Annotated in this window: 29 protein-coding genes and 1 riboswitch; of the genes, 20 read left to right on the plus strand and 9 right to left on the minus strand. The window is 72.4% G+C overall.

Translation table 11 applies throughout. The annotated features are described in order from the left end of the window. Positions 1-20: 20 nt before the first annotated feature. The 9 genes from ACIRQ9_RS04690 (at position 21) to ACIRQ9_RS04730 (ending at position 8,928) form a co-directional block, all read left to right on the plus strand. A complete protein-coding gene (locus ACIRQ9_RS04690; RefSeq protein WP_404167104.1) occupies positions 21-1,547 on the plus strand; it encodes a GMC family oxidoreductase in 1,527 nt (508 codons plus the stop codon). Next, positions 1,547-2,764 carry a glycine betaine/L-proline ABC transporter ATP-binding protein gene (locus ACIRQ9_RS04695; RefSeq protein ID WP_404167106.1) on the plus strand — a complete coding sequence of 406 codons (1,218 nt, stop codon included), beginning with the start codon at positions 1,547-1,549 and terminating at the stop codon, positions 2,762-2,764. Before ACIRQ9_RS04690 ends, ACIRQ9_RS04695 begins: the two co-directional genes overlap by 1 nt. Next, the gene (locus ACIRQ9_RS04700) at positions 2,764-4,698 is read left to right on the plus strand and encodes an ABC transporter permease (protein WP_404167108.1); all 1,935 of its coding nucleotides are present in this window, start codon (positions 2,764-2,766) and stop codon (positions 4,696-4,698) included. Before ACIRQ9_RS04695 ends, ACIRQ9_RS04700 begins: the two co-directional genes overlap by 1 nt. Before the next feature lie 2 nt (positions 4,699-4,700). Continuing rightward, entirely contained in the window at positions 4,701-5,651 is a 951-nt protein-coding gene (locus tag ACIRQ9_RS04705; RefSeq protein WP_404167110.1) for an ABC transporter substrate-binding protein, read from the plus strand. 123 nt (positions 5,652-5,774) lie between these two features. After that, complete coding sequence (locus ACIRQ9_RS04710; RefSeq protein WP_404167112.1) at positions 5,775-7,187, plus strand: condensation domain-containing protein; 1,413 nt, start codon at positions 5,775-5,777, stop codon at positions 7,185-7,187. A gap of 164 nt (positions 7,188-7,351) precedes the next feature. After that, positions 7,352-7,597 carry a hypothetical protein gene (locus ACIRQ9_RS04715; RefSeq protein ID WP_404167114.1) on the plus strand — a complete coding sequence of 82 codons (246 nt, stop codon included), beginning with the start codon at positions 7,352-7,354 and terminating at the stop codon, positions 7,595-7,597. 7 nt (positions 7,598-7,604) lie between these two features. Then, on the plus strand, positions 7,605-7,970 hold the full coding sequence (locus tag ACIRQ9_RS04720) for a hypothetical protein (protein WP_404167116.1): 366 nt from the start codon (positions 7,605-7,607) through the stop codon (positions 7,968-7,970). 96 nt (positions 7,971-8,066) lie between these two features. Next, positions 8,067-8,366 carry a hypothetical protein gene (locus ACIRQ9_RS04725; RefSeq protein ID WP_404167118.1) on the plus strand — a complete coding sequence of 100 codons (300 nt, stop codon included), beginning with the start codon at positions 8,067-8,069 and terminating at the stop codon, positions 8,364-8,366. 205 nt (positions 8,367-8,571) lie between these two features. Further along, the gene (locus ACIRQ9_RS04730; RefSeq protein WP_404167120.1) at positions 8,572-8,928 is read left to right on the plus strand and encodes a hypothetical protein; all 357 of its coding nucleotides are present in this window, start codon (positions 8,572-8,574) and stop codon (positions 8,926-8,928) included. 61 nt (positions 8,929-8,989) lie between these two features. Here the strand turns inward: ACIRQ9_RS04730 and ACIRQ9_RS04735 are convergent, their stop codons facing one another. The 3 genes from ACIRQ9_RS04735 to ACIRQ9_RS04745 form a co-directional block, all read right to left on the minus strand. Then, complete coding sequence (locus ACIRQ9_RS04735) at positions 8,990-9,277, minus strand: hypothetical protein (RefSeq protein ID WP_404167122.1); 288 nt, start codon at positions 9,275-9,277, stop codon at positions 8,990-8,992. A 222-nt stretch (positions 9,278-9,499) separates the two neighbouring features. Further along, positions 9,500-9,787, minus strand: coding sequence for a hypothetical protein (locus ACIRQ9_RS04740; protein ID WP_404167124.1), 288 nt, complete (start codon positions 9,785-9,787; stop codon positions 9,500-9,502). A 207-nt stretch (positions 9,788-9,994) separates the two neighbouring features. Further along, on the minus strand, positions 9,995-10,480 hold the full coding sequence (locus tag ACIRQ9_RS04745) for a hypothetical protein (RefSeq protein ID WP_404167126.1): 486 nt from the start codon (positions 10,478-10,480) through the stop codon (positions 9,995-9,997). A gap of 464 nt (positions 10,481-10,944) precedes the next feature. On the opposite strand from ACIRQ9_RS04745, the gene ACIRQ9_RS04750 reads away from it, so the two are divergent. The 3 genes from ACIRQ9_RS04750 to ACIRQ9_RS04760 all read left to right on the plus strand — a co-directional run bounded on the left by ACIRQ9_RS04750 (position 10,945) and on the right by ACIRQ9_RS04760 (position 12,797). Then, positions 10,945-11,586, plus strand: a complete 642-nt coding sequence (locus ACIRQ9_RS04750; protein ID WP_404167128.1) for a hypothetical protein — start codon at positions 10,945-10,947, stop codon at positions 11,584-11,586. A gap of 76 nt (positions 11,587-11,662) precedes the next feature. Next, a complete protein-coding gene (locus tag ACIRQ9_RS04755) occupies positions 11,663-11,941 on the plus strand; it encodes a hypothetical protein (protein WP_404167130.1) in 279 nt (92 codons plus the stop codon). A 253-nt stretch (positions 11,942-12,194) separates the two neighbouring features. Next, on the plus strand, positions 12,195-12,797 hold the full coding sequence (locus ACIRQ9_RS04760; RefSeq protein WP_404167132.1) for a chaplin: 603 nt from the start codon (positions 12,195-12,197) through the stop codon (positions 12,795-12,797). A gap of 84 nt (positions 12,798-12,881) precedes the next feature. Here the strand turns inward: ACIRQ9_RS04760 and ACIRQ9_RS04765 are convergent, their stop codons facing one another. After that, entirely contained in the window at positions 12,882-13,379 is a 498-nt protein-coding gene (locus tag ACIRQ9_RS04765; protein ID WP_404167134.1) for a carboxymuconolactone decarboxylase family protein, read from the minus strand. A 46-nt stretch (positions 13,380-13,425) separates the two neighbouring features. Here ACIRQ9_RS04765 and ACIRQ9_RS04770 point away from each other — a divergent pair, with 46 nt between their 5' ends. After that, on the plus strand, positions 13,426-14,856 hold the full coding sequence (locus ACIRQ9_RS04770) for a PLP-dependent aminotransferase family protein (protein WP_404167136.1): 1,431 nt from the start codon (positions 13,426-13,428) through the stop codon (positions 14,854-14,856). An 11-nt stretch (positions 14,857-14,867) separates the two neighbouring features. Here ACIRQ9_RS04770 and ACIRQ9_RS04775 read toward each other — a convergent pair whose 3' ends face one another. Both ACIRQ9_RS04775 and ACIRQ9_RS04780 read right to left on the minus strand, forming a co-directional pair. Then, positions 14,868-15,062: a helix-turn-helix domain-containing protein gene (locus tag ACIRQ9_RS04775; RefSeq protein WP_404167138.1), complete on the minus strand. Its 195-nt coding sequence runs from the start codon at positions 15,060-15,062 to the stop codon at positions 14,868-14,870. Between the two features lie 182 nt (positions 15,063-15,244). Next, positions 15,245-16,072: a DMT family transporter gene (locus ACIRQ9_RS04780; RefSeq protein ID WP_404167520.1), complete on the minus strand. Its 828-nt coding sequence runs from the start codon at positions 16,070-16,072 to the stop codon at positions 15,245-15,247. Between the two features lie 156 nt (positions 16,073-16,228). Then, positions 16,229-16,318: riboswitch (ZMP/ZTP riboswitch) on the plus strand. 32 nt (positions 16,319-16,350) lie between these two features. Between ACIRQ9_RS04780 and ACIRQ9_RS04785 the strand changes: the two genes are divergently transcribed. From ACIRQ9_RS04785 to ACIRQ9_RS04795, 3 genes are all read left to right on the plus strand, one after another. Beyond that, positions 16,351-17,805, plus strand: a complete 1,455-nt coding sequence (locus ACIRQ9_RS04785) for a glycine hydroxymethyltransferase (RefSeq protein WP_404167140.1) — start codon at positions 16,351-16,353, stop codon at positions 17,803-17,805. Positions 17,806-17,947: 142 nt separating this feature from the next. Beyond that, the gene (trpS, locus tag ACIRQ9_RS04790; RefSeq protein WP_404167142.1) at positions 17,948-18,961 is read left to right on the plus strand and encodes a tryptophan--tRNA ligase; all 1,014 of its coding nucleotides are present in this window, start codon (positions 17,948-17,950) and stop codon (positions 18,959-18,961) included. 186 nt (positions 18,962-19,147) lie between these two features. After that, positions 19,148-19,726 (plus strand): 2'-5' RNA ligase family protein, encoded by a 579-nt coding sequence (locus ACIRQ9_RS04795; RefSeq protein WP_404167144.1) that lies wholly within the window; start codon positions 19,148-19,150, stop codon positions 19,724-19,726. A gap of 24 nt (positions 19,727-19,750) precedes the next feature. Here the strand turns inward: ACIRQ9_RS04795 and ACIRQ9_RS04800 are convergent, their stop codons facing one another. Then, positions 19,751-20,506, minus strand: a complete 756-nt coding sequence (locus ACIRQ9_RS04800; protein ID WP_404167146.1) for a decaprenylphospho-beta-D-erythro-pentofuranosid-2-ulose 2-reductase — start codon at positions 20,504-20,506, stop codon at positions 19,751-19,753. Between the two features lie 8 nt (positions 20,507-20,514). Beyond that, positions 20,515-21,906: an FAD-binding protein gene (locus tag ACIRQ9_RS04805; protein WP_404167522.1), complete on the minus strand. Its 1,392-nt coding sequence runs from the start codon at positions 21,904-21,906 to the stop codon at positions 20,515-20,517. Between the two features lie 160 nt (positions 21,907-22,066). On the opposite strand from ACIRQ9_RS04805, the gene ACIRQ9_RS04810 reads away from it, so the two are divergent. The 4 genes from ACIRQ9_RS04810 to ACIRQ9_RS04825 are packed head-to-tail and all read left to right on the plus strand — an operon-like array spanning position 22,067 to position 24,895. Continuing rightward, on the plus strand, positions 22,067-22,591 hold the full coding sequence (locus tag ACIRQ9_RS04810) for a phosphatase PAP2 family protein (RefSeq protein WP_404167148.1): 525 nt from the start codon (positions 22,067-22,069) through the stop codon (positions 22,589-22,591). Positions 22,592-22,620: 29 nt separating this feature from the next. Then, positions 22,621-23,580 carry a decaprenyl-phosphate phosphoribosyltransferase gene (locus ACIRQ9_RS04815; protein WP_404167524.1) on the plus strand — a complete coding sequence of 320 codons (960 nt, stop codon included), beginning with the start codon at positions 22,621-22,623 and terminating at the stop codon, positions 23,578-23,580. Continuing rightward, positions 23,574-24,002 carry a GtrA family protein gene (locus ACIRQ9_RS04820; RefSeq protein ID WP_404167526.1) on the plus strand — a complete coding sequence of 143 codons (429 nt, stop codon included), beginning with the start codon at positions 23,574-23,576 and terminating at the stop codon, positions 24,000-24,002. The genes ACIRQ9_RS04815 and ACIRQ9_RS04820 overlap by 7 nt, the downstream gene beginning before the upstream one ends. Further along, positions 23,990-24,895 carry a YihY/virulence factor BrkB family protein gene (locus ACIRQ9_RS04825; protein ID WP_404167150.1) on the plus strand — a complete coding sequence of 302 codons (906 nt, stop codon included), beginning with the start codon at positions 23,990-23,992 and terminating at the stop codon, positions 24,893-24,895. Before ACIRQ9_RS04820 ends, ACIRQ9_RS04825 begins: the two co-directional genes overlap by 13 nt. On the opposite strand, the gene ACIRQ9_RS04830 is transcribed toward ACIRQ9_RS04825, so the two are convergent. Further along, positions 24,843-26,123 carry a D-alanyl-D-alanine carboxypeptidase family protein gene (locus tag ACIRQ9_RS04830; protein ID WP_404167152.1) on the minus strand — a complete coding sequence of 427 codons (1,281 nt, stop codon included), beginning with the start codon at positions 26,121-26,123 and terminating at the stop codon, positions 24,843-24,845. The genes ACIRQ9_RS04825 and ACIRQ9_RS04830 overlap by 53 nt on opposite strands. Positions 26,124-26,166 lie beyond the last annotated feature (43 nt).

Here is a 26,166-nt window from a genome sequence, read left to right on the forward strand (position 1 = left end):
GCCTTTTGGAGCACCCCCTCATGTCCCAGTCCCCCCTGTACGACTACGTCGTGATCGGCGGCGGAACAGCGGGTTCCGTCATAGCCTCCCGTCTCACCGAGAACCCCGACGTCACGGTCGCCGTGATCGAGGGCGGCCCCAGCGACGTCGGCCGCGACGACGTCCTCACCCTGCGCCGCTGGATGGGTCTGCTCGGCGGCGAACTGGACTACGACTACCCCACCACCGAGCAACCGCGCGGCAACTCCCACATCCGGCACAGCCGGGCCCGTGTCCTCGGCGGCTGCTCGTCCCACAACACGCTCATCGCCTTCAAGCCGCTGCCCTCCGACTGGGACGAGTGGGAGGCGGCCGGCGCCGAGGGCTGGGGCGCGGTCCCGATGGAGGCGTACTACGCCCGCCTCCTCAACAACATCGTCCCGGTCGACGAGAAGGACCGCAACGCCATCGCCCGCGACTTCGTCGACGCGGCCCAGGAGGCGCTGGGCGTCCCGCGCGTGGAGGGCTTCAACCGGAAGCCGTTCACCGAGGGCGCCGGCTTCTTCGACCTCGCCTACCACCCCGAGGACAACAAGCGCTCCAGCGCCTCGGTGGCCTACCTCCACCCGGTGATGGACGAACGGCCCAACCTGACGCTCTTTCTGGAGACCTGGGCGTACCGGCTCCAGCTGGACGGCACCCGCGCCGAGGGCGTGCACGTGCGCACCAAGGACGGCGAGGAACTGCTCGTACGGGCCCGCAACGAGGTCGTGCTGTGCGCGGGCGCCGTGGACTCCCCGCGGCTGCTCCTGCACTCGGGCATCGGCCCGGTCAAGGACCTCGAAGCGCTCGGCATCCCGGCCGTGCTCGACCTGCCGGGCGTCGGCGAGAACCTCCTGGACCACCCCGAGTCGGTCATCGTCTGGGAGACGAACGGACCGATCCCCGAGAACTCCGCGATGGACTCCGACGCGGGCCTGTTCGTGCGCCGCGACCCCGAACACGCGGGCCCGGACCTGATGTTCCACTTCTACCAGATCCCGTTCACCGACAACCCGGAGCGACTGGGCTACCGGCGGCCGGAGTTCGGCGTCTCGATGACCCCGAACATCCCCAAGCCGCGCAGCCGCGGCCGCCTGTACCTCAAGAGCGCCGACCCGGCGGAGAAGCCCGCCCTGGACTTCCGCTACTTCACCGACGAGGACGACTACGACGGCCGCACCCTCGTCGACGGCATCCGCATCGCCCGCGAGATCGCGAAGACCGAGCCGCTGGCCGGCTGGCTGAAGCGCGAGGTGTGCCCGGGCCCGGAGATCCTCGGCGACGCCGAACTCGGCGAGTACGCCCGCAAGGTGGCGCACACCGTGTACCACCCGGCCGGCACCTGCCGGATGGGCGCGGCGGACGACGGGCAGGCCGTCGTCGACCCGGAGCTGCGGATCCGCGGCCTGGACGGCATCCGGATCGCCGACGCCTCCGTCTTCCCGACCATGCCGGCCGTGAACCCGATGATCGGAGTGCTGATGGTCGGCGAGAGGGCCGTGGACCTGCTGAAGGGCGGTGCGTGATGACCAGTACGACCCCGGTGGCGGCCTCCGCCACACCCCCTGCCTCGACCCCCGTCTTCTCCGTCGACGGCCTGTGGAAGGTGTTCGGCCCGAAGGCCGCCCAGATCCCCGGCGACCCCGAACTCTCCGCCCTCGTGCCCGCCGAACTGCGCTCCCGCACCGGCTGCACGGCAGCCGTCCGTGACGTCTCCTTCGACGTGCGCAAGGGCGAGGTCTTCGTCGTGATGGGCCTGTCCGGCTCCGGGAAGTCGACGCTGGTCCGCTGCCTGACCCGGCTCATCGAACCCACCTCCGGCACGATCGCCATCGACGGCGAGGACGTCCGGGCGATGGACAAGGGCCGGCTGCGCGAACTGCGCCGGCACCGGGCGGCGATGGTCTTCCAGCACTTCGGACTGCTGCCGCACCGCTCCGTCATCGACAACGTCGCCTACGGCCTGGAGATCCAGGGCGTCGGCAGGTCCGAGCGGCGCGCACGGGCCGCGGAGGTCGTCGCCAAGGTCGGACTCGACGGCATGGAGCAGCGCAGGCCCGCCCAGCTGTCCGGCGGCCAGCGCCAGCGGGTCGGACTGGCGCGGGCGCTCGCCGTCGACCCCGAGGTCCTCCTCTTCGACGAGCCGTTCAGCGCCCTCGACCCGCTGATCAGACGGGACATGCAGGAGGAGGTGGTCCGCCTGCACCAGGAGGAGGGCCGCACGATGGTCTTCATCACGCACGACCTGAGCGAGGCGCTCAAGCTCGGTGACCGCATCGCGCTGATGCGGGACGGACGGGTGGTGCAGCTCGGCACGCCCGAGGAGATCGTCGGCTCCCCGGCCGACGACTACGTCCGGGAGTTCGTGCGGGACGTACCGCGCGAGCAGGTCCTGACGGTCGGCTCCGCGATGAGGCCGGCGGCGGCCGGGGAGGCCTCGGCCGGACCCGTGGTCAGCCCGGCGGCGACGGTCTCCGAGGCGATCGACCTGGTGGCCGCGCAGGGCGCCCCGGCACGGGTCGTCGACGGGGACCGGTGCGTCGGCGTCGTCGACGCGGACACGCTGCTCGGCGTCGTGGCCAAGGGCGAGGCGGCCAGTGGTCCGTCCGCGCGGGTCCCCGCGCCCCCGGGCGGGGACGCGGACGGCCGCGCCACCGGCGCGGCACAGCCGGGCGCGGCGGCACCCCGCGAGCGCGGGGAGGCCAAGCCCCCGGCGCCCCGCACCAGTCCGGAGGGTGTCTGATGGCAACCGTCACCGTCCCGACGCCCCGTCGCCTGCCGCTGCCCGCCGGCCGGGCCGTGCGCAAGCTGCTCGCCCTGGCCGTGGTCGCGGCCGTCCTCGTGCCGCTCGCCCACTCCCGCTGGGCGTCCGCCGCCTGGCCGCACGACCTGACCGTCGATCTCTCCGGGCCGCTGACCTCCGCCAGCGACTGGGTCATCGACAACCGTGACACCCACCCCCTCTTCCTCTACTTCCTCGGCTACATCAGCAACGCCGTCGTGCTGACCGTCCGCGTCGTCTACCTCGCGCTGCTCGCCGCGGGCTGGCCCGGCGTCACCGTGCTGGCCGCCGCCGTCGCGCACCGCGTCGCCGGCCTCCGGCTCGCCGCCGGCACGGCCGCCGCGTTCCTCGCCTGCGGTCTCCTCGGCATGTGGGTGCCGACCATGCAGACCCTCGCGCTGATGGTCGTGGCCGTCCTCGCGTCCGTCGCCGTGGGCCTGGTCCTCGGCCTCGGCGCCGGTCTCTCCGACCGGCTGCACCGCGCCCTGCGCCCGGTCCTGGACACCATGCAGGTACTGCCCGCCTTCGCCTACCTGCTCCCGGTGGTCCTGGTCTTCGGCATCGGCGTGCCCGCCGCCGTCCTCGCCACCGTCGTCTACGCCGCCCCGCCGATGGCCCGGCTCACCGCCCTCGGCCTGCGCGGCGCCGACCCGGAGGTCCTGGAGGCCGTCGAGTCCCTCGGCGCCACCCGCGGGCAGCGGCTGCTGACCGCGCGCATCCCGCTGGCCCGCCGGGAACTCCTGCTCGGACTCAACCAGACGATCATGATGGCGCTGTCGATGGCCGTCATCGCCTCCGTCATCGGCGCCGGCGGCCTCGGCGACCGCGTCTACCAGGCGCTGGCCTCCGTCGACGTCGGCGCGGCCCTCGCCGCCGGCATCCCGATCGTGCTCCTCGCGGTCGTCCTGGACCGCATCACCGCCGCGGCGGGCGACCGGGACGACACCCGCCCCGGCCGGGCCGGCCTCCTCCACGCCCTCGCCGCCACCGTCGCGGTCGCCGTCGCCGCCCGCCTCCTCGGAGTCCTGGACTGGCCCGCGGGCTGGACCCTGAACTTCGCCGAACCGGTCAACCGCGCCGTCGACTGGATGACCGCCCACCTGTACTCGGGCGTCCCGGTCGTGGGCGGCACCGCCGACTGGGCGGCCCACTTCACCACCTGGATCCTGGACCCCGTCCGGTCCGGCCTGCAGTGGCTGCCCTGGTGGTCGGTGCTCCTCGTCGTCGCCGCCCTGGCCTGGCTGATCGGCACCTGGCGCACCGCGCTCACCGCCGTCCTCGCGATGGCCGCGATCGGCGTCCTGGGCGTGTGGGAGCCGTCGCTCGACACGCTGTCCCAGGTCCTCGCGGCGGTCGCCGTCACGCTCGTCATCGGCTTCGCCACCGGCATCGCCGCCGCCCGCAGCGACCGCGTCGAACGCGCCCTGCGCCCGGTCCTGGACGTGTTCCAGACCATGCCGCAGTTCGTCTACCTGATCCCGGTCGTCGCCCTGTTCGGCGTCGGCCGCGCCCCGGCCGTCGCGGCCGCCGTCGTCTACGCGCTGCCCGCCGTCGTACGGATCACCACGCAGGGGCTGCGGCAGGTCGACCCCGCCGCCCTGGAGTCCGCTCGGTCCCTGGGCGCGACCGGCCGGCAGCAGCTGTGGCAGGTCCAGCTCCCGCTCGCCCGGCCCGCGTTGCTGCTCGCCGTCAACCAGGGCGTGGTGCTGGTCCTCGCGGTCGTCATCATCGGCGGCCTGGTCGGCGGCGGCGCGCTCGGCTACGACGTCGCCTTCGGTCTCGCCCAGGGCGACCTGGCGACCGGGCTGGTGGCCGGTGCCGCCATCGTCTGCCTGGGCCTGATGCTCGACCGGGTCACCCAGCCCACCGACCGCCGTACGACGAAGGGAGCCTGACCATGCGTCGCACGCCCCTGGCGGCCGCCGCCTGCGTGCTGGTCCTCACGACCGGCTGCGGTGCCGCCGACATGACCAAGCAGGCCTCGCCCTTCGCCAACGCGCAGGGCTCGAAGACCGTGACCCTGTCCGTGCAGTCCTGGGTCGGCGCGCAGTCCAACGTCGCCGTCGCGCAGTACCTGCTGGAACACGAACTCGGCTACCGCGTCGACACCGTGCAGGTGGACGAGGTGCCCGCCTGGGACGCGCTCAGCCAGGGCCGCGTCGACGCGATCCTGGAGGACTGGGGCCACCCGGACCAGGAGAAGCGCTACGTCCAGGACAAGAGGACCATCGGGCGCGGCGGTGACCTCGGGGTCACCGGGCACATCGGCTGGTTCGTGCCGACCTACCTGGCCAAGCAGCACCCCGACATCACGAACTGGAAGAACCTCGACAAGTACGCCTCCCTCTTCCGCACCGCGGAGAGCGGCGGCAAGGGCCAACTCCTCGACGGCTCACCGTCGTACGTCACCAACGACAAGGCGCTGGTGAAGAACCTGAAGCTGGACTACCAGGTGGTCTTCGCCGGTTCGGAGGCCGCCCAGATCACCCAGATGAAACAGTTCGCCAAGGAGAAGAAGCCCTTCCTGACCTACTGGTACTCGCCCCAGTGGCTGTTCGAGAAGGTCCCGATGACCGAGGTGAAGCTGCCCGCGTACCAGGAGGGTTGCGACGCCGACGCCGCCAAGGTCGCCTGCGCCTACCCGCACACCCCGCTGCAGAAGTACCTCAACGCGGACTTCGCGAAGGACGGCGGCCGGGCGGCGGCCTTCCTGAAGAAGTTCCGGTGGACGACCGAGGACCAGAACGAGGTCTCGCTGATGATCGCCGACCAGAAGCTGAGCCCGCAGGAGGCGGCGGGGAAGTGGGTGCGCGCTCACCCTTCGGTGTGGAGGAAGTGGCTCTCCTGAACCGCCCCGCCAACTCGTTCGAGGTGTCACACGTCCCGCTGAAAACCGGGCGACACAGCGGCCGTCGCTCGCGCACGGCCGGGACTTGATCAAGCTGGTGTCTTCTGTGAAGGAGACGCCATCGTGCGAATTTCTGACATTCAGCGCTGCGAGGTCCGGCCCGGACGGCTAGTGGAGTGGACGTTCAGCCCGGCGACCGTCGCGGCGGCGACAGCGCTCCCACCGGATCCGCGGCCGCCGGCGTACATCCAGGAGTCGCACATCAGGACGGCGCGGGCGGTGCGCGAGGACGGGCTGTTCGTGCCGACCTGGCTCGGCACGGCGTTCGACCTGCCGGGCCGGGCCGACCTCGACGCGCTCGAAGAGGCCCTGCGCGGCTGGACGTTGCGGCACGAGACGCTGCGCAGCGGCTTCCGCCTGGTGGACGAGGAGATGCGCCGGTTCACCCTGGACGCCGCCGACGTGGCGCTGCACCGCGAGGTGGTCGGCGACTTCGCGGACGCGGACGTGCTGACCCGGTACCTCCAGGACCGGTTCGACGTCGCCGCGGACGCGCTCGGCTGGCCGAACCACATCTACGCGGCGGTCGTCCGCGACGACTCCACCAGCGTGTACATGGCCTTCGACCACACCAACGTCGACGCCTACTCCCTCCAGCTCACCTCCAGCGAGATCCACGGGCTGTACACGGCCTCCCGCGCGGGACGGCCCGTCACCGGCGCGCCGGTGGGGAGTTACGTGGACTTCTGCCGGCAGGAGCGGGCGAACGCGGACGGCATCGACGACACCCACGCGATCGTCGGACGCTGGCGCGAGTTCATCGGCCGGTGCGACGGGAGGCTCCCGGAGTTCCCGGTCGACCTCGGTCTGCGGCCCGGCGGCGCGCTGCCCGCCCAGAAGCTGATGTGCGAGCCGCTCGTCGACGCCGACACCGCGGCCGCCTTCGAGGCGTACTGCCGGCCCTACGGCGGAAGCCTGGTGGGCATCCTGGCCGCGACCAGCCTGATCGTCCACGAGCTGGGCGGCCAGCCGGTCTACCGGACGGTCGTGCCGTTCCACACCCGGCTGAGGTCCGAGTGGTCGGACTCCGTGGGCTGGTACGTCGGCGGCGCGCCGATCGAGGTGCCGGCGGCCCGGGACTTCGACGGCGCGCTCGCCACGGTCCGCGCCGAACTGCGGGCCAACCGGTCGCTGGCCCGGATCCCGCTGGCCCGCGTACTGCGGCTGCTCGGCGCGGACTTCCGTCCGACCTCGCCCGACATGTACTCGATCGTCTCGTACACGGACGCCCGGCCGACCCCCGGCTCGCACGGCTGGAACGAGCAGAAGACGTACGGGCTGATCCGGGTGTCCTACGGCGATCAGGTGTGCGCCTGGGTCAGCCGCCTCCACGAGGGCCTGTGGTTCGCCTGCCGCTACCCGGACACCGAGATCGCCTACAAGAACGTGCGCCGGTACGCCGAGAGGCTGCGGGACGTGATCGCCTCCGTACCGGCGAGCGATCACCTGCGCACCGCGCAGCCGGAACTGCTCTGACCCAACTTCCCTCTGATACGACCGTATTGGAATCGCGGCACTATGCGGCGAACGTCAACTCATGGCCCCATTGGGTGCGGTACGTCACCTGTCGCTACTGCTAGTGTTTGCGCGGTCACGCTAGGCAATCGGTCTCGATGTACAGGAAAAGAATCGAGGTTTCCATGCGCAAGCTTCAGAAGGTCGTGTTCGCGGCGGTGGCGGCGGCCGGCGGCCTGTCCGCCCTCGGCGCCGGCACCGCTGTCGCCGACAGCTCGGGCAACGGGCTGCAGGTGGCCGACCTCTACCGCCCCTACCAGGAGTGCAGCCCGCAGACGGTGGCCGAGAACGACATCCCGGTCGGCGTGCTCGGTCTCGCGGGCACCACGGACACCACCTGCGGTCAGTACAACAACGCCTTCACCGGCTGACTCCGACATGGTGAACCGGAAGAAGATCGCGGCTCTCTCGGTGCTCGTCGGCGGCCTCGTGGTGACCGGTGCCGGCATCGCCCAGGCGCATGCCGCAGCGGCCCCGGGGGAGTGCACCCGTGACCTCCTGGGCAACCTCAGCTGCTCCCAGCGGTTCAAGGGCGAGGTGCCCGAAGGTGAGTTGCCGCCCCACCAGGACACCTGTCAGACGGTGCAGCCGCTGACGGTGCCCGCCGTCCTCGGCAACGGCCGGGCGCGCCTCGGCCCCGAGGTGACCTGTTCCCCGACCACTTGGGGATCGACCGGCACCCGCGAGGACCGGCACGCCCGCCACTGGCAGTCGGCGACGCAGCACGAAGACGACGCGACATGACCGAGTGTAGATCCTGAATGACTACGTAATGTGTGTATATGCTCACACTGCGTAGTCGAACCGGGCTGTCCTGCCCGGAGAAGAAAGGGTCACATCATGCGTAAGTTTCAGCGTGCCGCGGTCGTAGCGGCGGCCGTTGCCGGTCTGTCCTTCGTCGGTGCCGGGGCGAGCTTCGCCGCCGGTGGCGGGGACGCGGGCCAGGGCGTCACCGCCGTGGCCAACTCGTCGGCCAACGCCGTTGCCGTCGGCAGTGGTTACTACGGCCCGCAGGTCCAGCCGCAGGGTCAGCCGGAGGGCCAGCCCGAGGGTCAGCCCGAGGAGCAGAAGGCCGGCCCCGAGGGCCCCGAGGGCCCCGAGCAGGGCTACGGCGAGCAGCAGGGCGGCGAGGGCGAGTAACGACGTATCGGGGACATCGCACGAACTCCGGGGTCCGTTCAGCGACTTGCTGAGGGGTACCCCGCGGCGACGGCAGCCCGGACGCACTGCTCCCTCGGAGCATGCGTCCGGGCTGCCGTCGTCCTGTCGTATCCGACCTTCTCGGGCCCGACGCACGCCGGCGACGGCATTGCGGACGGGCCCTTTTCGCAAAGGAAAGCACCACATGTTGACTCGGCAGAAGATTGCCACCGTCACGGGGCTCGTCGGGAGCCTCGCGGCGATCTGCGTCGGCGCCGGACACGCGTCCGCGTCCGCGTACGCGGACGGGCGCTCCGGCGACTGCAAGACCAACGCCCAGGGGGACACCGTCTGCGTCCGCAAGAGCGAGATCCACAGCGACAAGGACGGCACGCACGTCATCAAGCAGACGCAGGACTGCACGACGGTCGACCGGCCCGGCGTGGTGTATCCGGAGGACGGACTGCTGGGCAGCGGCTCCACGAGCGCCGGTCCCGAGGTGGACTGCTCCAACAAGGCGGAGCTCCCCAAGGGCTTCAAGAAGCCGCATTTCGAGTTCTGAGCGCCAACGACCGATCCCGGTACCCGGCTTGTCGCCGGGTACCGGGATCGGTCGTTGGGGCCTACTTGCCGAAGCTGTTGTTGCAGCCCATGTCCGAACCGAGGTGGCTCTGCTGGGCGCCGGCGTTGCCCTCGCCGTTCAGCAGGTTGCCGCCCAGGCCGTTGAGGATGCCGACCTCGCCGAGGACGTCGACGTTGCCGTCGTGCGACCTGCAGGTGCTGCTCTGCCGGATGTCGAAGCTGTCGCCCCGCTTCCCGCCGCCCTGGTCGGCGTGGGCGGCGCCGGCGCCCAGGAGCCCGATGCTCCCGAACGCGGCGAAGAGGACGGCGGCCATACGTACCTTGTGCATTTCATCTCCGCTGAGGTGGGGTAGAGGCGATCCGCGAAAGACCGGCCTCCTTGAGCTGAAGATTGATACGAAATAACCGAGATAATCCAGCGGCGCGCCGAACTCCATTGATATTCACCACCTCTGGGTTCCGCCGGTACACGCACATGGTCCCGGTGCCGGGCTTTCGCGCCCGGCACCGGGACCATGTGTCGACCGGCGTCTGCGTGCCGATCAGGTGTTTCAGAAGGCGCTGTTGTTGCACCCCATGGTGGAACCGATGTCGGTGGCCTGGGCGCCCGGGTTGCCCTCGCCGTTCAGCGCGTTGCCCAGAACGCCGTTGAGCAGGCCGACCTCGCCGAGGACGTCCAGGTTCAGGTCGTGCGACTTGCAGTTGGAGCTCTGAGTGATGTTGAACTTGTCGCCGTGCTCGCCGCCCCTGCCGCCCTGGTCGGCGTGGGCCGTGCCGCCGACGAGTCCGATGCTGCCGAGAGCGGCGACCAGGACGGCAACGTTGCGAAGCTTACGCATGTCATCTCCGGGGAGTGAGTGGGTGCGATCTGTGGGGAGATCGACTTGTTACAGTTACGGGAGATTAGTACGAAATACTCCAAAGATGGCAACGACGCGCCGATTTCGCGATCGGAAAGCGAATGCACCCGAAAGCCGTATCGCGTCGTTGCGCACACCTCGGCCGCGACGAGCGGCAATTGCCCGTCGCGCGCCGGTGGTTGACCGTCATCCCTGGCGCGCGTTGGCGAGCGAGTTCGACTGGCTGTTGGCCTGGGAGCAGTCGACGCCGCGGGTCTGGGAGGCGGCGAGCAGCGCGACCGGAACGTTCGCGTCGAGCAGGGTCTGCGGGCTGCATTCCTGCGACGGGCGGAACATGTTGGTCTGGCTCACCGGGGCGGCCTGGCCCTGCGCCGGCTGCGGGGCCGGCTGCGACAGCTGCGGGTTGATCTGCGGGTTCAGCTGCGGGTTGATCTGCGGGGCGACCTCGGTGGCCCGCTGCGGGGGCGCCTGCTGCACGGCCGGCGAACCGTAGGACTGCGCGGTCGCCTGGGCCGAGGAGGCCGCGGCGGCCTGGGCGTCCGGCTGTGAAACGGGGGGCGGCACAGCCCCGTTGTAGGTGGCGGGGGTGGCGGCGGAGCTGGGGCCGGCGCCGACGGCGGTGAGACCTCCGGCTGCTGCTACGACGAGCGCGACCTTACGAAGCTTGCGCATGGAATTCTCGGCCCTTCATTGACCTGTGCACGGAATCTGATGAAATGCTGAATGAGGCAGCGCAGTTGTCGCTGTGCCTGGCGCCCTGTGCGGCTGCGGTGAACCATCGTCCTTGCCCCGTGGGGAACGAGGAGCGCGCGGAGCCAGAAACGGCTGCCGGGGTGTGGTCACCCATTTGCCACAGGGTGTGCGGATCGTGAAGTCCCGCCCATGGCACGGCAAATGGGTGACGGGCCAGCAATTGCCGTGACCGCGTCCGGACGTTCCTCGTTCCGACGAGGAGAGGGCAGCGACCGTGGACCTGACGAGGTGAGGCAATCGCTGCCGGCTCCGAATGCGAAGTCCGCGTGCTTATCGGAATTACCGCTGCCGGCGGTGCGGTACGAACATCACACCGACGGCACGTGTGACGGCGCTGAATGCAATGGACTTCCCTATTCAGGTATCGAAGGGCCGAGGGTTTCATGCGCAAGCTTCACAAGGCCGCGCTCTTTGCAGTGGCGGCCAGCGGTCTGTCCGCGCTCGGCGGCGGTGTCAGTCACGCCGCCGAGATCGCACCGGGCAGTCCCGCCCCGGCTCCGGCTCCCGCTCCCGAGCAATTCGCTCCCCAGGCGGCCCCGGCGCCCGCTCCGCAGCCGGTCCAGCAGGCCGTGCCCGCGCCGCAGACCGGTTACGCCTCCAGCACGGCCTCCTCGCAGGGAGTCGCGCAGGCCGCCACGACGCCGTACCCGCAGCAGGCCGCCCCCCAGTACCCGCAGCAGGCCCCTCCGCAGTACCAGCAGCAGGCGCCGCAGTACCAGCAGCCCGCCCCGCAGTACCAACAGCAGGCCGCCCCGGCGCAGCCCGCCCAGGTGGTGCCGCAGGTCATGCCCCAGGTCATGCCGCAGGTCGCCCCGCAGCTCGCCGTGCCGCAGGTCCCGCAGAACGTCGGAGGCCAGCCCCCGGCGATCGTCGCGCCGCAGGTGAACCCCCAGATCAACCCCCAGGTGAACCCGCTGCTCAGCCCGCAGCTGGGGCAGCCGGGCGTGCCGCAGCTCTCCCCGGTCGGCCTCGGACAGGTCGCCGCGCCTCCGGTCGGCCAGCTCGGCCTTCCCCGGCTTGGCTGACCGCGGCGCCGGCGGACCTCCGCACCACTCGCACCACCTCCCGCAGATCCTCTCCGTACCGAAATCTGGAGTACCCATGCGCAACTTCCACAAGGCGGTCCTCGTGGGCGCCGCCATGCTCGGCAGCGTCGCCTCGTTCGGCGCCGGCACCGCCTCCGCCCACGACGACCTGGGCCGCGACCTGGACATCACCCAGGCCACCGAGTGCCGTTCGCACGACATGAACATCGAGGTGCTCGGCAGCGTCGGCGCGCTCACCGGCCTGGCGGGCAACGTGCTCAACGGCGAGGGCAACCCGGGCGCGCAGCAGAGCCACCTCGGCTCGGACATGGGCTGCAACAACCAGGCCCTCTGACGGCCCCGGCCGTGCGCCCCGCCGTCGTGTGCCGATCCGCCGCCCGGAACCGGGCCGGCGCGGCGAGACGTCGGCGGGGTCGGCCCGCGCGCCCGTATCGACCCGATACCGGCGAACGGAGCCGTTTTCTCTATCGCTTTGCTTGGATTCGCCGATCGCGGGTGAGTGCCCGCGACGTGTCTGGAAGGGCAGGGAACCCATGAAACGGGCTACCCGGAACAGTGTGATCGCCTTCGCCGTCGCGTCTGGTGCGATGGCGGTCGCGGGGCCCGCGTGGGCCGACTCCGCCGCGGACGGTTCCGCGACGGGCTCGCCCGGCGTGCTGTCCGGCAACGACATCCAGTTGCCGGTGAACATCCCGGTGAACGTGTGCGGCAACACCGTCGACGTGGTCGGGCTCCTCAACCCCGCGATGGGCAACCGCTGCTCCAACGAGGGCGGCAAGGCCGCGCACAAGGAGAAGGAGAAGGAGGGCGCGGCGGCCTCCGGCACCGCGCACGACTCGCCGGGCATCCTGTCCGGCAACGCCGTCCAGCTCCCGGTCGACGTCCCCGTGAACGTCGTCGGCAACAGCGTGAACGCGGTGGGGATCGGCAACCCCGTCTTCGGCAACTCCACCGACACGCCGGACGAGCCCGCCCCCTCCACGCCTCCCGTCCGCCACACGCCGTCCCACCCGGTCAAGGCGCACCCCGCACCCGAGCCGCCGGCTCCCGTCCACCACCACGCGGGCGGCATGCTCGCGCACACCGGAACGGGCAACCCCTGGGCGCCGGCCGCCGCGAGCCTGGCCTCGCTGACGGCCGGTGTGCTGCTCTACCGCCGTTTCCGGCCGGGGGCCGGCCACGCGGCGTGATCTCCGCCCGTCCGTCCGACGGAGCCCGGCGGCGCCCTCCCGGACCGCCGCCGAAGCTCCGGCCCGGACGGTCAGCGGCTCCGCCTATGCGTGCTGCCCCGGCGTGTGGTGCCCCGGCACCAGGCGGCAGGTCACCCCGAACCGGTTCCAGGCGTTGATCACCGTGATCGCGGCGATCAGCTGTGCCAGCTCCGTCTCGTCGAAGAGCCTGGCGGCCCGCTCGTAGACGGCGTCCGGCACGAACCCGTCCGTCAGGACGGTCACGGCCTCCGTCAGCCCCAGCGCAGCCAGCTCCTTCTCGGTGTAGAAGTGCTCGGACTCCTCCCAGGCGCTGAGCTGGATGATCCGCTCGACGCTCTCGCCCCGCGCCAGCGCGTCCTTGCTGTGCATGTCCACACAGAGCGCGCAGCGGTTGAGCTGCGAGGCCCGGATCCTCACCAGCTCCAGAAGCTTCGGGTCGAGGCCCCGGCGGGCGGCGGTGTCCAGCCGGACCATCGCCCGGAAGACGTCGGGCACCAGCTCCGACCAGGGCAGACGGGGGGTGTGCTCGGGTGCGTGCTCGGACGGTTGTTCTGTGGTCATATCGCGACCCTAGGAGCCAGGCAGCCCAGGAGTATGGTCCATTTCCATGGGGAGAACATGGGCCACTCTGGGAATCGACCTCCATCTGGAGCCGGCCGGTCCGGGGCTGCGCCGGGGTCTGACCGACGCCCTGCGGGAAGCCGTCCGGGGCGGCCGGCTGGTCCCCGGCACCCGGCTGCCCTCCTCGCGGTCCCTCGCCGCCGACCTCGGGATCGCCCGCAACACGGTCGCCGACGCCTACGCCGATCTGGTCGCCGAGGGCTGGCTCACCGCCCGCCAGGGCTCCGGAACGCGGGTCGCGGCCAGGGAACCGACGCCGGCGCCCGACGGGCGCCGCGCACCGGCGCCCGCGCCCGGCGCGAGCGCCCATCACCCCGCCTACGACCTGCGCGCCGGCCACCCCGACGTCTCCGCCTTCCCCCGCGCGGAGTGGCTCAGGGCGGCCCGCCGCGCCCTGACCGCCGCTCCCAACGAGGCCTTCGGGTACGGCGATCCGCGCGGCCGCGTCGAGCTGCGCACCGCGCTCGCCGCCTACCTCGCCCGTGCCCGGGGCGTGCGCGCCGACCCCGAACGCATCGTGATCTGCGCCGGGTTCGCCCACGGCCTCGGCCTGCTCGGCCGGCTGCTGCGGGCCCGCGGGGCGGACACGGTCGCGGTGGAGTCGTACGGCCTCGACGAGCACTGGCGGCTGCTGACGGCGGCCGGACTGCGCACCGTCCCGCTGCCCTTCGACCGGCTCGGCACCGACACCACGCGCCTGTCCCGGGGACCGGCGGCGGTGCTGCTGACCCCGGCCCACCAGTTCCCGATGGGCGTGCCGCTGCACCGCGACCGGCGGGCCGCCGTCGTGGACTGGGCGCGGCGCGAAGGCGGTCTGGTCCTGGAGGACGACTACGACGGGGAGTTCCGCTACGACCGCCGTCCCGTCGGCGCCCTCCAGGGCCTGGCCCCCGACGAGGTCGTCTACCTCGGTACGGCCAGCAAGTCCCTGGCGCCCGGGCTGCGGCTGGCCTGGATGGTGCTGCCGGCGGGGGTGGCGCGGGAGATGGCGGCCGTCAAGGGTGCCGTGGACGTCTGCGGGACGCCGGACCAGCTGATCCTCGCCGAGTTCGTCAGCTCCGGTGCCTACGACCGGCACGTGCGCGCCTCCCGCGCCCGCTACCGGCACCGCCGGGACGCCCTGGTCGCGGCCCTGGCCGAGCGCGCCCCGCAGATCGAGGTCACCGGCATCGCGGCCGGTCTGCACATGCTGCTGCGGCTGCCGCCCGGCACCGAGCGCCGGGTGATCCGCGCCGCCGCCGCCCACGGCCTCGCCCTCGACGGCCTCACCCCGCGCCACCGCCACCCCGACGCGTCCGCCGCGCCCCCGGACGCCCTCGTCCTCGGCTACGGCACCCCCGCCGACCACGCCTGGTCGGGGGCGCTGGACCTGCTGTGCACGGTGCTGTCGGACCCGGCCGTGACCGGCGCCGGATGAATCCGGGCGGGTCAGCCGGCCGCGGCCTCCTCGGCCTCCCGGCGCAGCAGGCCGCCCGGCCGGCACTCCAGCACCTCGCGGAGCGCGGCGAGCGTCGCGAACCGCACCCCCTTGGCGCGGCCGTTCTTGAGCACCGCGAGGCGGGCGGGCGTGACCCCGACCCGGTCCGCCGGCTCGCCCAGGGACATCTTCCGTCGGGCCGGCATCACGTCGATGTCGACGGTGATGGCATCGGATCACCTCGTCCAGCTCGGCCCGCGTCCGTGCCGCCTCGCCGTCGCGCGGGACGGCCTGGGCGAGCGGCATCCGCAGGACGCGCACGATGAGCGCGACCCCGCGGACGGCGAGGCCGATCCCTGTCGACTGGTCGGGCAGGGGTGGCCGCGTCTCAGGCCTCCGCCTCGTCCTCCGGTGCCTCGCCGAACCTGGCCAGCGCCAGGGCGCCCACGACGGCCACCGTGAAGCCGAGCACCCCGAGCCAGGCGAGCCCCTCGCGGGTGCGGTCGCCGAGCCAGACCACGCCGACCGCCGCCGGGCCGATCGTCTCGCCGATCACCATCCCCGCCGTCGCCGTGGTCACCGAGCCGCGCTGCAGCGCCGAGGTCAGCAGCAGGAAGGCGCCGCCGCCGCCCACCAGCAGCGCGTAGAGCGCCGGGTCGGTGAACAGGCCGGCCGGCCGCAGGGTGTCGACGAGCCGCACCGACACCTCCACCACCCCGAACCCGAACCCCGCGCCGAGGCCCAGCAGCAGCGCCCGCCCGCGCCCCGACAGCCGCCCGCCCGCGAGCCCGAGCAGCAGCACGCCCACCGCGGTCGCGAGCATGGCGAACGTCAGTGCGTCCGACCCGGCCCTGCCGCCCTCCGGCCCCGACGCCAGCCCCAGCATCGCGAGCCCCGCGCACACGACCCCGACCGCGCCCCACTCCAGCCCGCTCAGCCGCACCCGCAGCAGCCGGGCCGCGACCACCGCGGTCACCGCGAGACTGGACGCCAGCGCCGCGCTCACCGCGTAGATGGGGAGCGAGCGCAGCGCCAGGATCTGGAACACGAACCCCAGCCCGTCCAGCCCGAGCCCGGCGACGTACCGCCACTGGCGGACCGCCCGCAGCAGCAGCGCGGCCTCCCCGCCACCACCGTCACCGGCCGCCCGCGCGGCCACCGCCTGCAGGACCGTCGCGGTACCGAAGCACAGCGCCGCGGCGAGAGCGCACACCATTCCGAAGAGCACGAGGGGACTGTAGGCGACGCACTGTCCGCGAACCTCCCCGGTACCCGCCGTCCCGCGCCGCGGCACGACGCCGGGGCGGTGGCCCGCGGCCCCGCCCGAGTGGTGGACGTCCCGGTCCCCGGTGGGGTGTGCCGGGTAGTGTGACCAGCGGGCCGTGACTGGCGCGCTGGGATGGGACCGACCATCGGGGAGCGGCCCGTGTCTGATCGAGTGCCGTGCGCCTGGGCCGAACCGTGAGTGCCGAACGACATGTCCGGAGGTCCCGAATGACTGACAAGTCCGCGCCCCTGTCCACCGAGTCCACCGCGTTCCGATCCGCCCTCGACGTGATCCGCGCGGTCGAGCCGCGCGTCGCCGACGCCATCGGGCAGGAGGTCCACGACCAGCGCGAGATGCTCAAGCTGATCGCCTCGGAGAACTACGCCTCCCCGGCGACCCTGCTCGCGATGGGCAACTGGTTCAGCGACAAGTACGCGGAGGGCACCGTCGGCCGCCGCTTCTACGCCGGCTGCCGCAACGTCGACACCGTCGAGGCGCTCGCCGCCGAGCACGCCCGCGAGCTGTTCGGCGCCCGGCACGCCTACGTCCAGCCGCACTCCGGCATCGACGCCAACCTGGTCGCCTTCTGGGCCGTCCTCGCCGACCGCGTCGAGGCGCCGTTCCTCCAGAAGACCGGCGTCCGCCAGATCAACGACCTCTCCGAGGCCGACTGGGCCGAGCTGCGGCAGGCCTTCGGCAACCAGCGGATGCTCGGCATGTCCCTGGACGCGGGCGGCCACCTCACCCACGGCTTCCGCCCCAACATCTCCGGGAAGATGTTCGACCAGCGGTCCTACGGCACCGACCCGGCGACCGGCCTGATCGACTACGACGCGCTGCGCGCCCAGGCCCGTGACTTCAAGCCGCTGATCCTGGTGGCCGGATACTCCGCGTACCCGCGGCTGGTGAACTTCCGGATCATGCGGGAGATCGCCGACGAGGTCGGCGCGACCCTCATGGTCGACATGGCGCACTTCGCGGGCCTGGTCGCCGGCAAGGTCCTCACCGGCGACTTCGACCCGGTCCCGCACGCCCAGATCGTCACCACGACCACCCACAAGTCGCTGCGCGGCCCGCGCGGCGGCATGGTCCTGTGCGACGACTCGCTGAAGGACCAGGTCGACCGCGGCTGCCCGATGGTCCTCGGCGGCCCGCTCCCGCACGTGATGGCCGCCAAGGCCGTCGCCCTGGCCGAGGCCCGGCAGCCCTCCTTCCAGGACTACGCCCGGCGGATCGTGGACAACTCCCGCGCGCTGGCCGACGGCCTGCTGCGCCGCGGCGCCACGCTGGTGACCGGCGGCACCGACAACCACCTCAACCTGATCGACGTCGAGTCGTCGTACGGCCTCACCGGCCGGCAGGCCGAGACGGCGCTGCTCGACTCCGGCATCGTCACCAACCGCAACGCGATCCCGGCCGACCCGAACGGCGCCTGGTACACCTCCGGCATCCGCATCGGCACGCCCGCCCTCACCACCCGTGGCCTCGGCACCGCCGAGATGGACGAGGTCGCGGGTCTGATCGACCGCGTGCTGACCGCCGCCGAGCCGGGCACCACGAAGTCCGGCGCCCCGTCGAAGGCCTCCCACGTCCTGGACGAGAAGGTCTCGGCGGAGATCGCGAAGCGCGCGACCGACCTGGTGGCGGGCTTCCCGCTGTACCCGGAGATCGACCTCGGCTGATCGGCGCCGGTCAGGGGCAGCGCCCCTGAAGGGGCGCGGGGAACTGCGCGCCGGGCCCCCACCGGGCCCGCGGCCCCCGCGCTCCGAAACCACCCCCACCGCCGGGCCGATCCCGCCCTCACCCTCTGAGAGAATGGTGAGCATGGCCTCTGATCGACCCCGCGTGCTCTCCGGCATCCAGCCCACCGCCGGCTCGTTCCACCTCGGCAACTACCTCGGCGCCGTCCGCCAGTGGGTGGCCCTCCAGGAGTCCCACGACGCCTTCTACATGGTCGTCGACCTGCACGCGATCACGATCCCGCAGGACCCCGCCGACCTGCGCGCCAATACCCGGCTCGCCGCGGCCCAGCTGCTCGCGGCCGGCCTGGACCCGGACCGCTGCACCCTCTTCGTGCAGAGCCACGTCCCGGAGCACGCCCAGCTCGCCTGGGTCATGAACTGCCTCACCGGCTTCGGCGAGGCCAGCCGGATGACCCAGTTCAAGGACAAGGCGGCCAGGCAGGGCGCGGACCGCGCCAGCGTCGGCCTGTTCACGTACCCGATCCTCCAGGTCGCCGACATCCTGCTCTACCAGGCCAACGAGGTGCCCGTCGGCGAGGACCAGCGCCAGCACGTGGAGCTGACCCGCGACCTCGCGGAGCGCTTCAACGGCCGCTTCGGCGCGACCTTCACCGTCCCGAAGCCGTACATCCTCAAGGAGACGGCGAAGATCTACGACCTCCAGGACCCGGCGATCAAGATGAGCAAGTCGGCGTCCACGCCGAAGGGCCTCATCAACCTGCTCGACGAGCCGAAGGCGACGGCGAAGAAGGTCAAGAGCGCGGTCACCGACACCGACACCGTGATCCGCTACGACGCCGAGCACAAGCCGGGCGTCTCCAACCTGCTCACGATCTACTCCACCCTCACCGGCAGGACGATCGCCGAGCTGGAGCGGGAGTACGAGGGCAAGATGTACGGCGCGCTCAAGACGGACCTCGCCGACGTCATGGTGGACTTCGTCACCCCGTTCCGGGAGCGCACCCAGCAGTACCTGGACGACTCGGAGACGCTGGACTCGATCCTCGCCAAGGGCGCGGAGAAGGCCCGCGCGGTCGCCGCGGAGACCCTGTCCCACGCCTACGACCGGGTCGGTTTCCTGCCCGCCAAGCACTGAGCGCGCTACCGGCCGCACCGAGCGGAGCGCCAGGGGCGCTCGGGGCGCCCCGGGGAGCGCACGGGAGCGCTGCACATCACTTCGGCCACGGCTGCCCGGAAGGCGGCCGTGGCCGTACAGTCGATAGCCGGACGGCAGTGTACGAACCCGACACACGTCCGATCATCACGACCGACAGGAGATGACGTGGGGACCGTAACGATCGGCGTCTCGATCGCGGTCCCGGAGCCTCACGGCAGCCTGCTCCAGGAGCGGCGCACGGGCTTCGGCGACGCCGCGGCGCACGGCATCCCGACGCACGTCACGCTGCTGCCGCCCACGGAGATCGCCGAGGAGTCACTGGCCGCCGTGGAGGCGCACCTCGGCGAGGTCGCCGCGGCCGGCCGGCCCTTCCCGATGCGGCTGTCCGGCACCGGCACCTTCCGGCCGCTGTCGCCGGTGGTGTACGTCCGGGTCGTGCAGGGAGCGGACGAGTGCTGCCGGCTCCAGCAGCGGGTCCGGGACGCCTCCGGGCCGCTCGACCGTGAGCTGCAGTTCCCCTACCACCCGCACGTGACCGTCGCGCACGGGATCGACGAGGCCGCGATGGACCGGGCGTTCGCCGAACTCTCGGAGTACGAGGCCGCGTGGCCGTGCACCGGGTTCGCGCTGTACGAGCAGGGGCTCGACGGCGTGTGGCGCAAGCTGCACGAGTACGCCTTCGGCGGCGCCGTCGTACCGCCGCAGGCCGGGCCCGCGGAGCGGGACACCATCGCCAGCCGGTAGCCGTCCCCCCGGACCGGCCGTCCCTCAGATCGGCAGCCGCCGGAACAACGGCCGCGGCGCGTGCCGCAGCGCCGCCATCACCACGCGCAGCGCCCCCGGCACCCACACCAGCTCCGAGCGCCTGCGCAGTCCCGTCTCGATCGCCGTCGCCACCGCCTCCGGGGTCGTCGCCAGGGGCGCCTCGGCCAGTCCCGCGGTCATCCGCGACCGCACGAAGCCCGGCCGTACGACCATCACGTGCACGCCGGTGCCGTGCAGCGCGTCGCCCAGGCCCTGCGCGAACGCGTCCAGGCCCGCCTTGCTGGAGCCGTAGATGAAGTTGGAGCGCCGGGCCCGCTCGCCGGCGACCGACGACAGGACCACCAGGGAGCCGTGCCCCTGCGTCTGCAGTTCCCGCGCGCAGACCAGGCCGGCCGAGACGGCGCCCGTGTAGTTGGTCTGCGCCACCCGCACGGCCTGCACCGGCTCGCGCTCGTCGGTGGCCTGGTCGCCCAGGACACCGAAGGCGAGCAGCACCATGTCGATGTCGCCCTCGGCGAAGACCTTGCCGAGGGCCGCCTCGTGGGACTCGGGGTCGAGCGCGTCGAAGGGGACGGTGCGGACCTCGGCGCCCAGGGCGCGCAGTTGCTCGGTGGCGGCCCCCAGGGCGGGCGAGGGGCGGCCGGCCAGCCAGACGGTGCGGGTGCGGCGGGCGATCAGCCGGCGCGCGGTGGCCAGCGCGATCTCGGAGGTACCGCCGAGCACGAGCAGGGACTGGGGCATTCCGAAGGCGTCCTTCATGACAGCTCCTAGAGGCCGAGGCGGCGGGACAGGTCGGAGACGAACACCCCGCGCGGGTCCAACTCCGCGCGCAGCGCGCGAAAGTCGGCGAGCCGTGGGTACATCGCGGCGAGCAGGTCGGGGCGGAGCCGGGCGTCCTTGGCGAGGTAGACGCGGCCGCCGGCGGCCGCGACCTCCTCGTCGAGTTCGTCGAGGAACGCGCCGAGGCCGGGCAGCGAGGCCGGGATGTCCAGCGCGAGGGTCCAGCCGGGCACGGGGAAGGAGAGCCAGCCGGGGTCGGCGTCGCCGAAGCGCTTGAGGACGGCGAGGAAGGACGGGCAGCGGCGCTCGGAGATACGGGCCACGATCCGGCGCAGCGCGTCCTCCTGGCCGTAGCCGACGACGAACTGGTACTGCACGAAGCCGCCGCGGCCGTAGACCCGGTTCCAGTGCGGGACGCCGTCCAGGGGGTGGAAGAACGTGGAGACGCGCTGGAGCTGGCCGGTGCGCGCGCGGGGTGCCTTGCGGTACCAGAGTTCGTTGAAGAGCCCGACCGTGGTGCGGCCGAGGAGGCCCTCCGGGACGAAGGCGGGCGCGGCCGGAAGCCGACGGGAGCGGAAGGCGAGTGGTGCACGCCCGGCGCGTGTGCCCTCACCGAGCGCCTCCAGGGGCGCGTGGTCGCCGCGCGTGAGCACCGCGCGCCCGGTCGCCGCCCCGCGGGCCAGCAGGTCGATCCAGGCGACCGAGTAGCGGTAGCGGTGGTCGGTGGTGGTCAGGCGGTGCATCAGGTCGTCGAGGTCGTCGGCGCGTTCGGTGTCGACCGTCAGGTACGACGTCTCGACCGGGAGGAGGCGGACGGTCGCCGTGAGGATCACTCCGGTCAGACCCATGCCGCCGGCCGTCGCGTCGAACAGCGGGGTGTCGCGGCTCACCGTCCGGACCTGGCCGTCCGCGGTGAGGAGTTCGAAGGACAGCACGTGACGGGAGAACGATCCCGAGACATGGTGGTTCTTGCCGTGGATGTCGGCGCCGATCGCGCCGCCCACCGTCACCTGGCGGGTCCCCGGGGTCACCGGGACGAACCAGCCGAGCGGCAGCAGCACCTCCGTCAGGCGGTGCAGGGAGACCCCCGCGTCGCAGAGCAGGATGCCGCCGTCGGCGTCGATGGCGTGGATGCGGTCGAGGCCCGTCATGTCGAGCACGGCGCCGCCGGCGTTCTGCGCGGCGTCCCCGTACGCGCGCCCCAGCCCACGCGCGATACCCCCGCGAGCCCCGCAGTTCCGGATCACGTCCGCCGCCTCCTGGTACGTCCGGGGACGGATCAGGCGGCCGACGGTGGGGGCGGTGCGGCCCCAGCCCGTGACGGGGACGGCGGTTCCGGGAGGTGCGGTCGCGGCGGGATCTGCGGACCCTCCAGGCATTCCAGGCATGAGGCCGACCGTATCGCCCCCGTATGGGTGTGATGCGTGCCGCCTTCCCGGGGGTTACGGAAGATCACCTGACTCCCCGAAACGGGTGATTATCGGAATGTCGATCAATAGGGTCGTAGCTTTTGGGGAGTCGAGGTGAACAGTGAGTCCAATGGACGACATGGACCACCGGATCCTCTCCGCGCTGCACGCCTGCGGTGCCGATCCACGCGTCGCGTCGGCCGCGCGCGGTCTCTCCCTCGCCGGTGAGCACGGCGCGCTCTGGCTCGCGGCGGGCCTCGCCGGGGCCGCCGCGGACGGCGCACGACGGCGCACCTGGCTGCGCGGCACGGCGCTGGTCGCGGGCGCGCACCTCGGCAGCATCGGCGTCAAACGGCTCGTGCGCCGGTCGCGCCCCACCCACGTGCGGCCCCTGGTGCGCACCGCGGGCCGGCACTCCTTCCCCAGCTCGCACGCCACCTCCGCGGTCGCCGCCGCCGTCGCCTTCGGCGCGCTCGGCGCGCCCGCCCTCGCACCCCTGGCGGCCGCCATGTGCCTGTCCCGGCTCGTGGTCGGCGTGCACTATCCGTCGGACGTCGCGGCGGGCGCGGCCCTCGGCGCGCTCACGGCGCGTGCCGGGGCGCGGTGGATGCGCGGGGGAGTGCCGGGCGCCTCGTACGAGGGGAGGCCGACGTGACCGAGACCGCGCACGCCGCCGGGGAAGCGATTGCGGAAACGAATCTGCGCGAGCAGCGCGCCCACCCCGCCCGGCCGCACGGACCGGCACGCGCGCGCGTCACCCCCGGCGGCCTCCTCCTGGGCCTGCTCAGGACCACCCGTCCCAAGCAGTGGGTCAAGAACACCCTCGTCATCGCCGCACCGGCCGCCGCCGGACGGCTCTTCTCCGCGCACGCGCTCCTGACCCTCGGCCTCACCTTCGCCCTCTTCACGGCCTGCGCCGCCGCCGTCTACCTGATCAACGACGCCCGTGACGCGGACGCCGACCGCGCCCACCCCACCAAGTGCCGCCGCCCGGTCGCCGCCGGCGCGCTCCCCGTCCCCGTCGCCTACGCCGCAGGAGGCGTCCTGGCCGTCCTGGGACCGGCGCTCGCGGCCTGGCTGACCCCGCCGCTGGTCGCCGCCCTGCTGATCGCCTACCTCGGCATGCAGCTGGCGTACTGCGTCGCCCTGAAGCACGTCCTGGTGGTCGACCTCGTCGTCGTCACCACCGGATTCCTCATGCGGGCGGTGATCGGCGGGGTCGCGCTCGGCATCCCGCTGTCCCGCTGGTTCCTGATCACCACCGGCTTCGGCGCGCTCTTCATGGTGTCGGCCAAGCGCTACTCCGAGGCCGTGCAACTGAGCGGCAAGGCGGGCGCCACGCGCGCGCTGCTCACCGAATACACCACCGGCTACCTCCGGTTCGTCTGGCAGCTCGCCGCGGGCGTCGCCGTCCTCGCCTACTGCCTGTGGGCCCTGGAGGGCCACCGCACCCCGGCGCCGGGCCTGCTGCCGTGGCGTCAGCTGTCCATGGTCGCCTTCATCCTGGCGATCCTGCGCTACGCCGTCTTCGCCGACCGGGGCACCGCGGGCGAACCCGAGGACGTCGTCCTGCGCGACCGCGCCCTCGCCCTGATCGGCCTGGCCTGGCTCGCGATGTACGGGCTCGCGGTGGCCCACTGGTGAGGGCGCACCAGCGCGAACTGATCGGGTTCGCGGCCGTCGGGCTGCTCGCCTACACCACGGACCTCACCCTCTTCAGCTGGCTGCGCGGCCCGGCCGGCCTGGACCCGCTCACCGCCAAGTCCCTCTCCTTCCTGGCCGGCTGCACGGTCGCCTACCTCGGCAACGCGCGCGGCACCTACCGGGGCGCCCGCCTGCCCGGGGTGCGCGCGTTCGCCGTCTTCGTGGCCGTGAACCTGGCCGGCGCGCTGGTCCAGCTGCTCTGCCTCGCCGTCAGCCACTACGGCCTCGGTCTCACCTCGCAGCGCGCGGACACCGTCTCCGGCGCCGTCGTCGGCATGGCGCTCGCCACAGTTCTGCGCTTCTGGGGTACCCGTACATTGGTATTCCGCGCGGAGGGCAGAGTCGGATCATGGACTGGCTGAGAAAGCTTCCCGTCGTCGGCCCGCTCGTCGGGTGGCTGATGCGGACACACGCGTGGCGGTCGTACGAGCGGCTGGACCGGGTGAAGTGGACCCGGCTCGCCGCGGCCATGACCTTCATCAGCTTCATCTCGCTCTTCCCGCTGCTGACCGTGGCCGCCGCGATCGCCGCCGCCACGCTGAGCGAGTCGCGGCAGCACACCCTGGAAGGCAAGATCGCCGACCAGTTCCCGGGCATCTCCGACCAGCTGGACATCAACTCGCTGGTGCAGAACGCCGGCACCGTCGGCCTCATCGCCGGTGCCCTGCTGCTGTTCACCGGCATCGGCTGGGTCGGCCAGATGCGGGACTGCCTGCGCACGGTGTGGGAGCTGCCCGACAAGGAGCAGAACCCGATCGTCGCCAAGGGCAAGGACGCCGGCATCCTGATCGGCCTCGGCGGCGCCCTGCTGATCACCCTCGCCGTGTCCACGGTCGCCTCGGCGGCCGTCGGCTGGACGGCGGGACAGTTCGGCATCGACCAGCACAGCTGGGGCAGCCTGCTGCTGCGGGGCATCGCGTTCCTCGTCGCGGTGGTCGCCGACTTCCTGGTGCTGCTCTACGTCCTCACCCTGCTGCCCGGGGTGGAGCCGTCGCGCCGCCGCCTGCTGGTCGCGGCGCTGATCGGCGCGGTCGGCTTCGAACTCCTCAAACTGCTGCTCAGCGGCTACATCCAGGGCGTCGCCACGAAGAGCATGTACGGCGCGTTCGGCGTGCCGGTCGCCCTGCTGCTGTGGATCAACTTCACCTCGAAGCTCGTCCTGTTCTGCGCCGCCTGGACGGCGACCGAGAGCGGCGAGGAGATCACGGACGAGGACGCCGGCGTACCAGATCCGGCAGCGGCCAACGGCGGTTGACCAGGAAGGCCGCGCCCACCAGCAGCACCACCGCGCCGCCCGCGATCCCCAGCGCGATCCCGACCCCGCCGGAGCCGTCGGCGGACGCGGCGGCCACCGGCGCCGGCCCGGAGTCCTTGCCCGCACCCGTGGCGGGCGCGGAGGGGGAGGGGGTCGCTCCCCGCTGCGCACCGGTGTCCGCGGTCCCCTTCGGCGGGACGAGTTCACCCACCGGGGTCACCTTGCCGGCCGCCTGGAAGCCCCAGTCGAGGAGCTGCGCGGCCTCCTTGTAGACCTCGTTGTGCTCCTTCTTCTCCGGGTTCATGACGGTGACCAGCAGCACCTTGCCCGCGCGCTCCGCGACCCCGGTGAAGGTGGCGCCCGCGTTGGTGGTGTTGCCGTTCTTCACCCCCGCGATGCCCTGGTAGACCGGCACGTCGGTGTCGCCGCTCAGCAGCCGGTTGGTGTTCTGGATCTCGAAGGAGTCCCGCACCGACTTGCCCTTGGCGTTCTTCGTCGTCTCGCCCGGGAACGCGGCCCGCACGGTCGAGCAGTACTCCCGGAAGTCCTTCTTCTGCAGCCCGGAGCGGGCGAACAGCGACAGGTCGTACGCCGAGGACACCTGTCCGGGGGCGTCGTACCCGTCCGGGCTCACCACGTGCGTGTCCAGCGCCTGGAGGTCGTCGGCGTGCGACTGCATGTCCTTCACGGTCTGCCCGACACCGCCGTTCATCGCGGACAGCACGTGCACGGCGTCGTTGCCGGAGCGGAGGAAGACGCCGAGCCACAGGTCGTGGACCGTGTAGGTCTGGCCCTCCCTTATCCCCACCAGGCTGGAGCCGACGCCCATGCCCGCGAGGTCGCTCGCCGCCACCTTGTGCGGGGTCGACTTCGGGAACCTCGGCAGCACGGTGTCCGCGAACAGCATCTTCAGGGTGCTCGCCGGGGGCAGCCGCCAGTGCGCGTTGTGCGCGGCCAGCACCTCGCCGGACTCGGCGTCGGAGACGATCCAGGAACGGGCCGTGAGGTCCTTCGGCAGCACCGGCGCCCCGGCGGCCAGGTCGACCTGGGTGCCGGGCTGTCCCAGCCGGGCGCCGCCGACCGACGACATGCCCGCCGGCGGCGTGGCCGACGGACCGGTCGAGGGCGTGGGCGCGGCGAGCGCGGCCGGGGCGGTGAACGACAGGGACAGCAGGGCGGCGGAGGCGACCAGCAGGGACCGGCCGGCGGGGGACTTCGGTGCGGACACGGACGAGAACGTACCCGGCACGGACGGCGAGGTCCCGCCGCGG

Origin of the sequence: Streptomyces sp. NPDC101237, assembly GCF_044767465.1 — a bacterium.
Lineage (GTDB): Bacteria > Actinomycetota > Actinomycetes > Streptomycetales > Streptomycetaceae > Streptomyces > Streptomyces gramineus.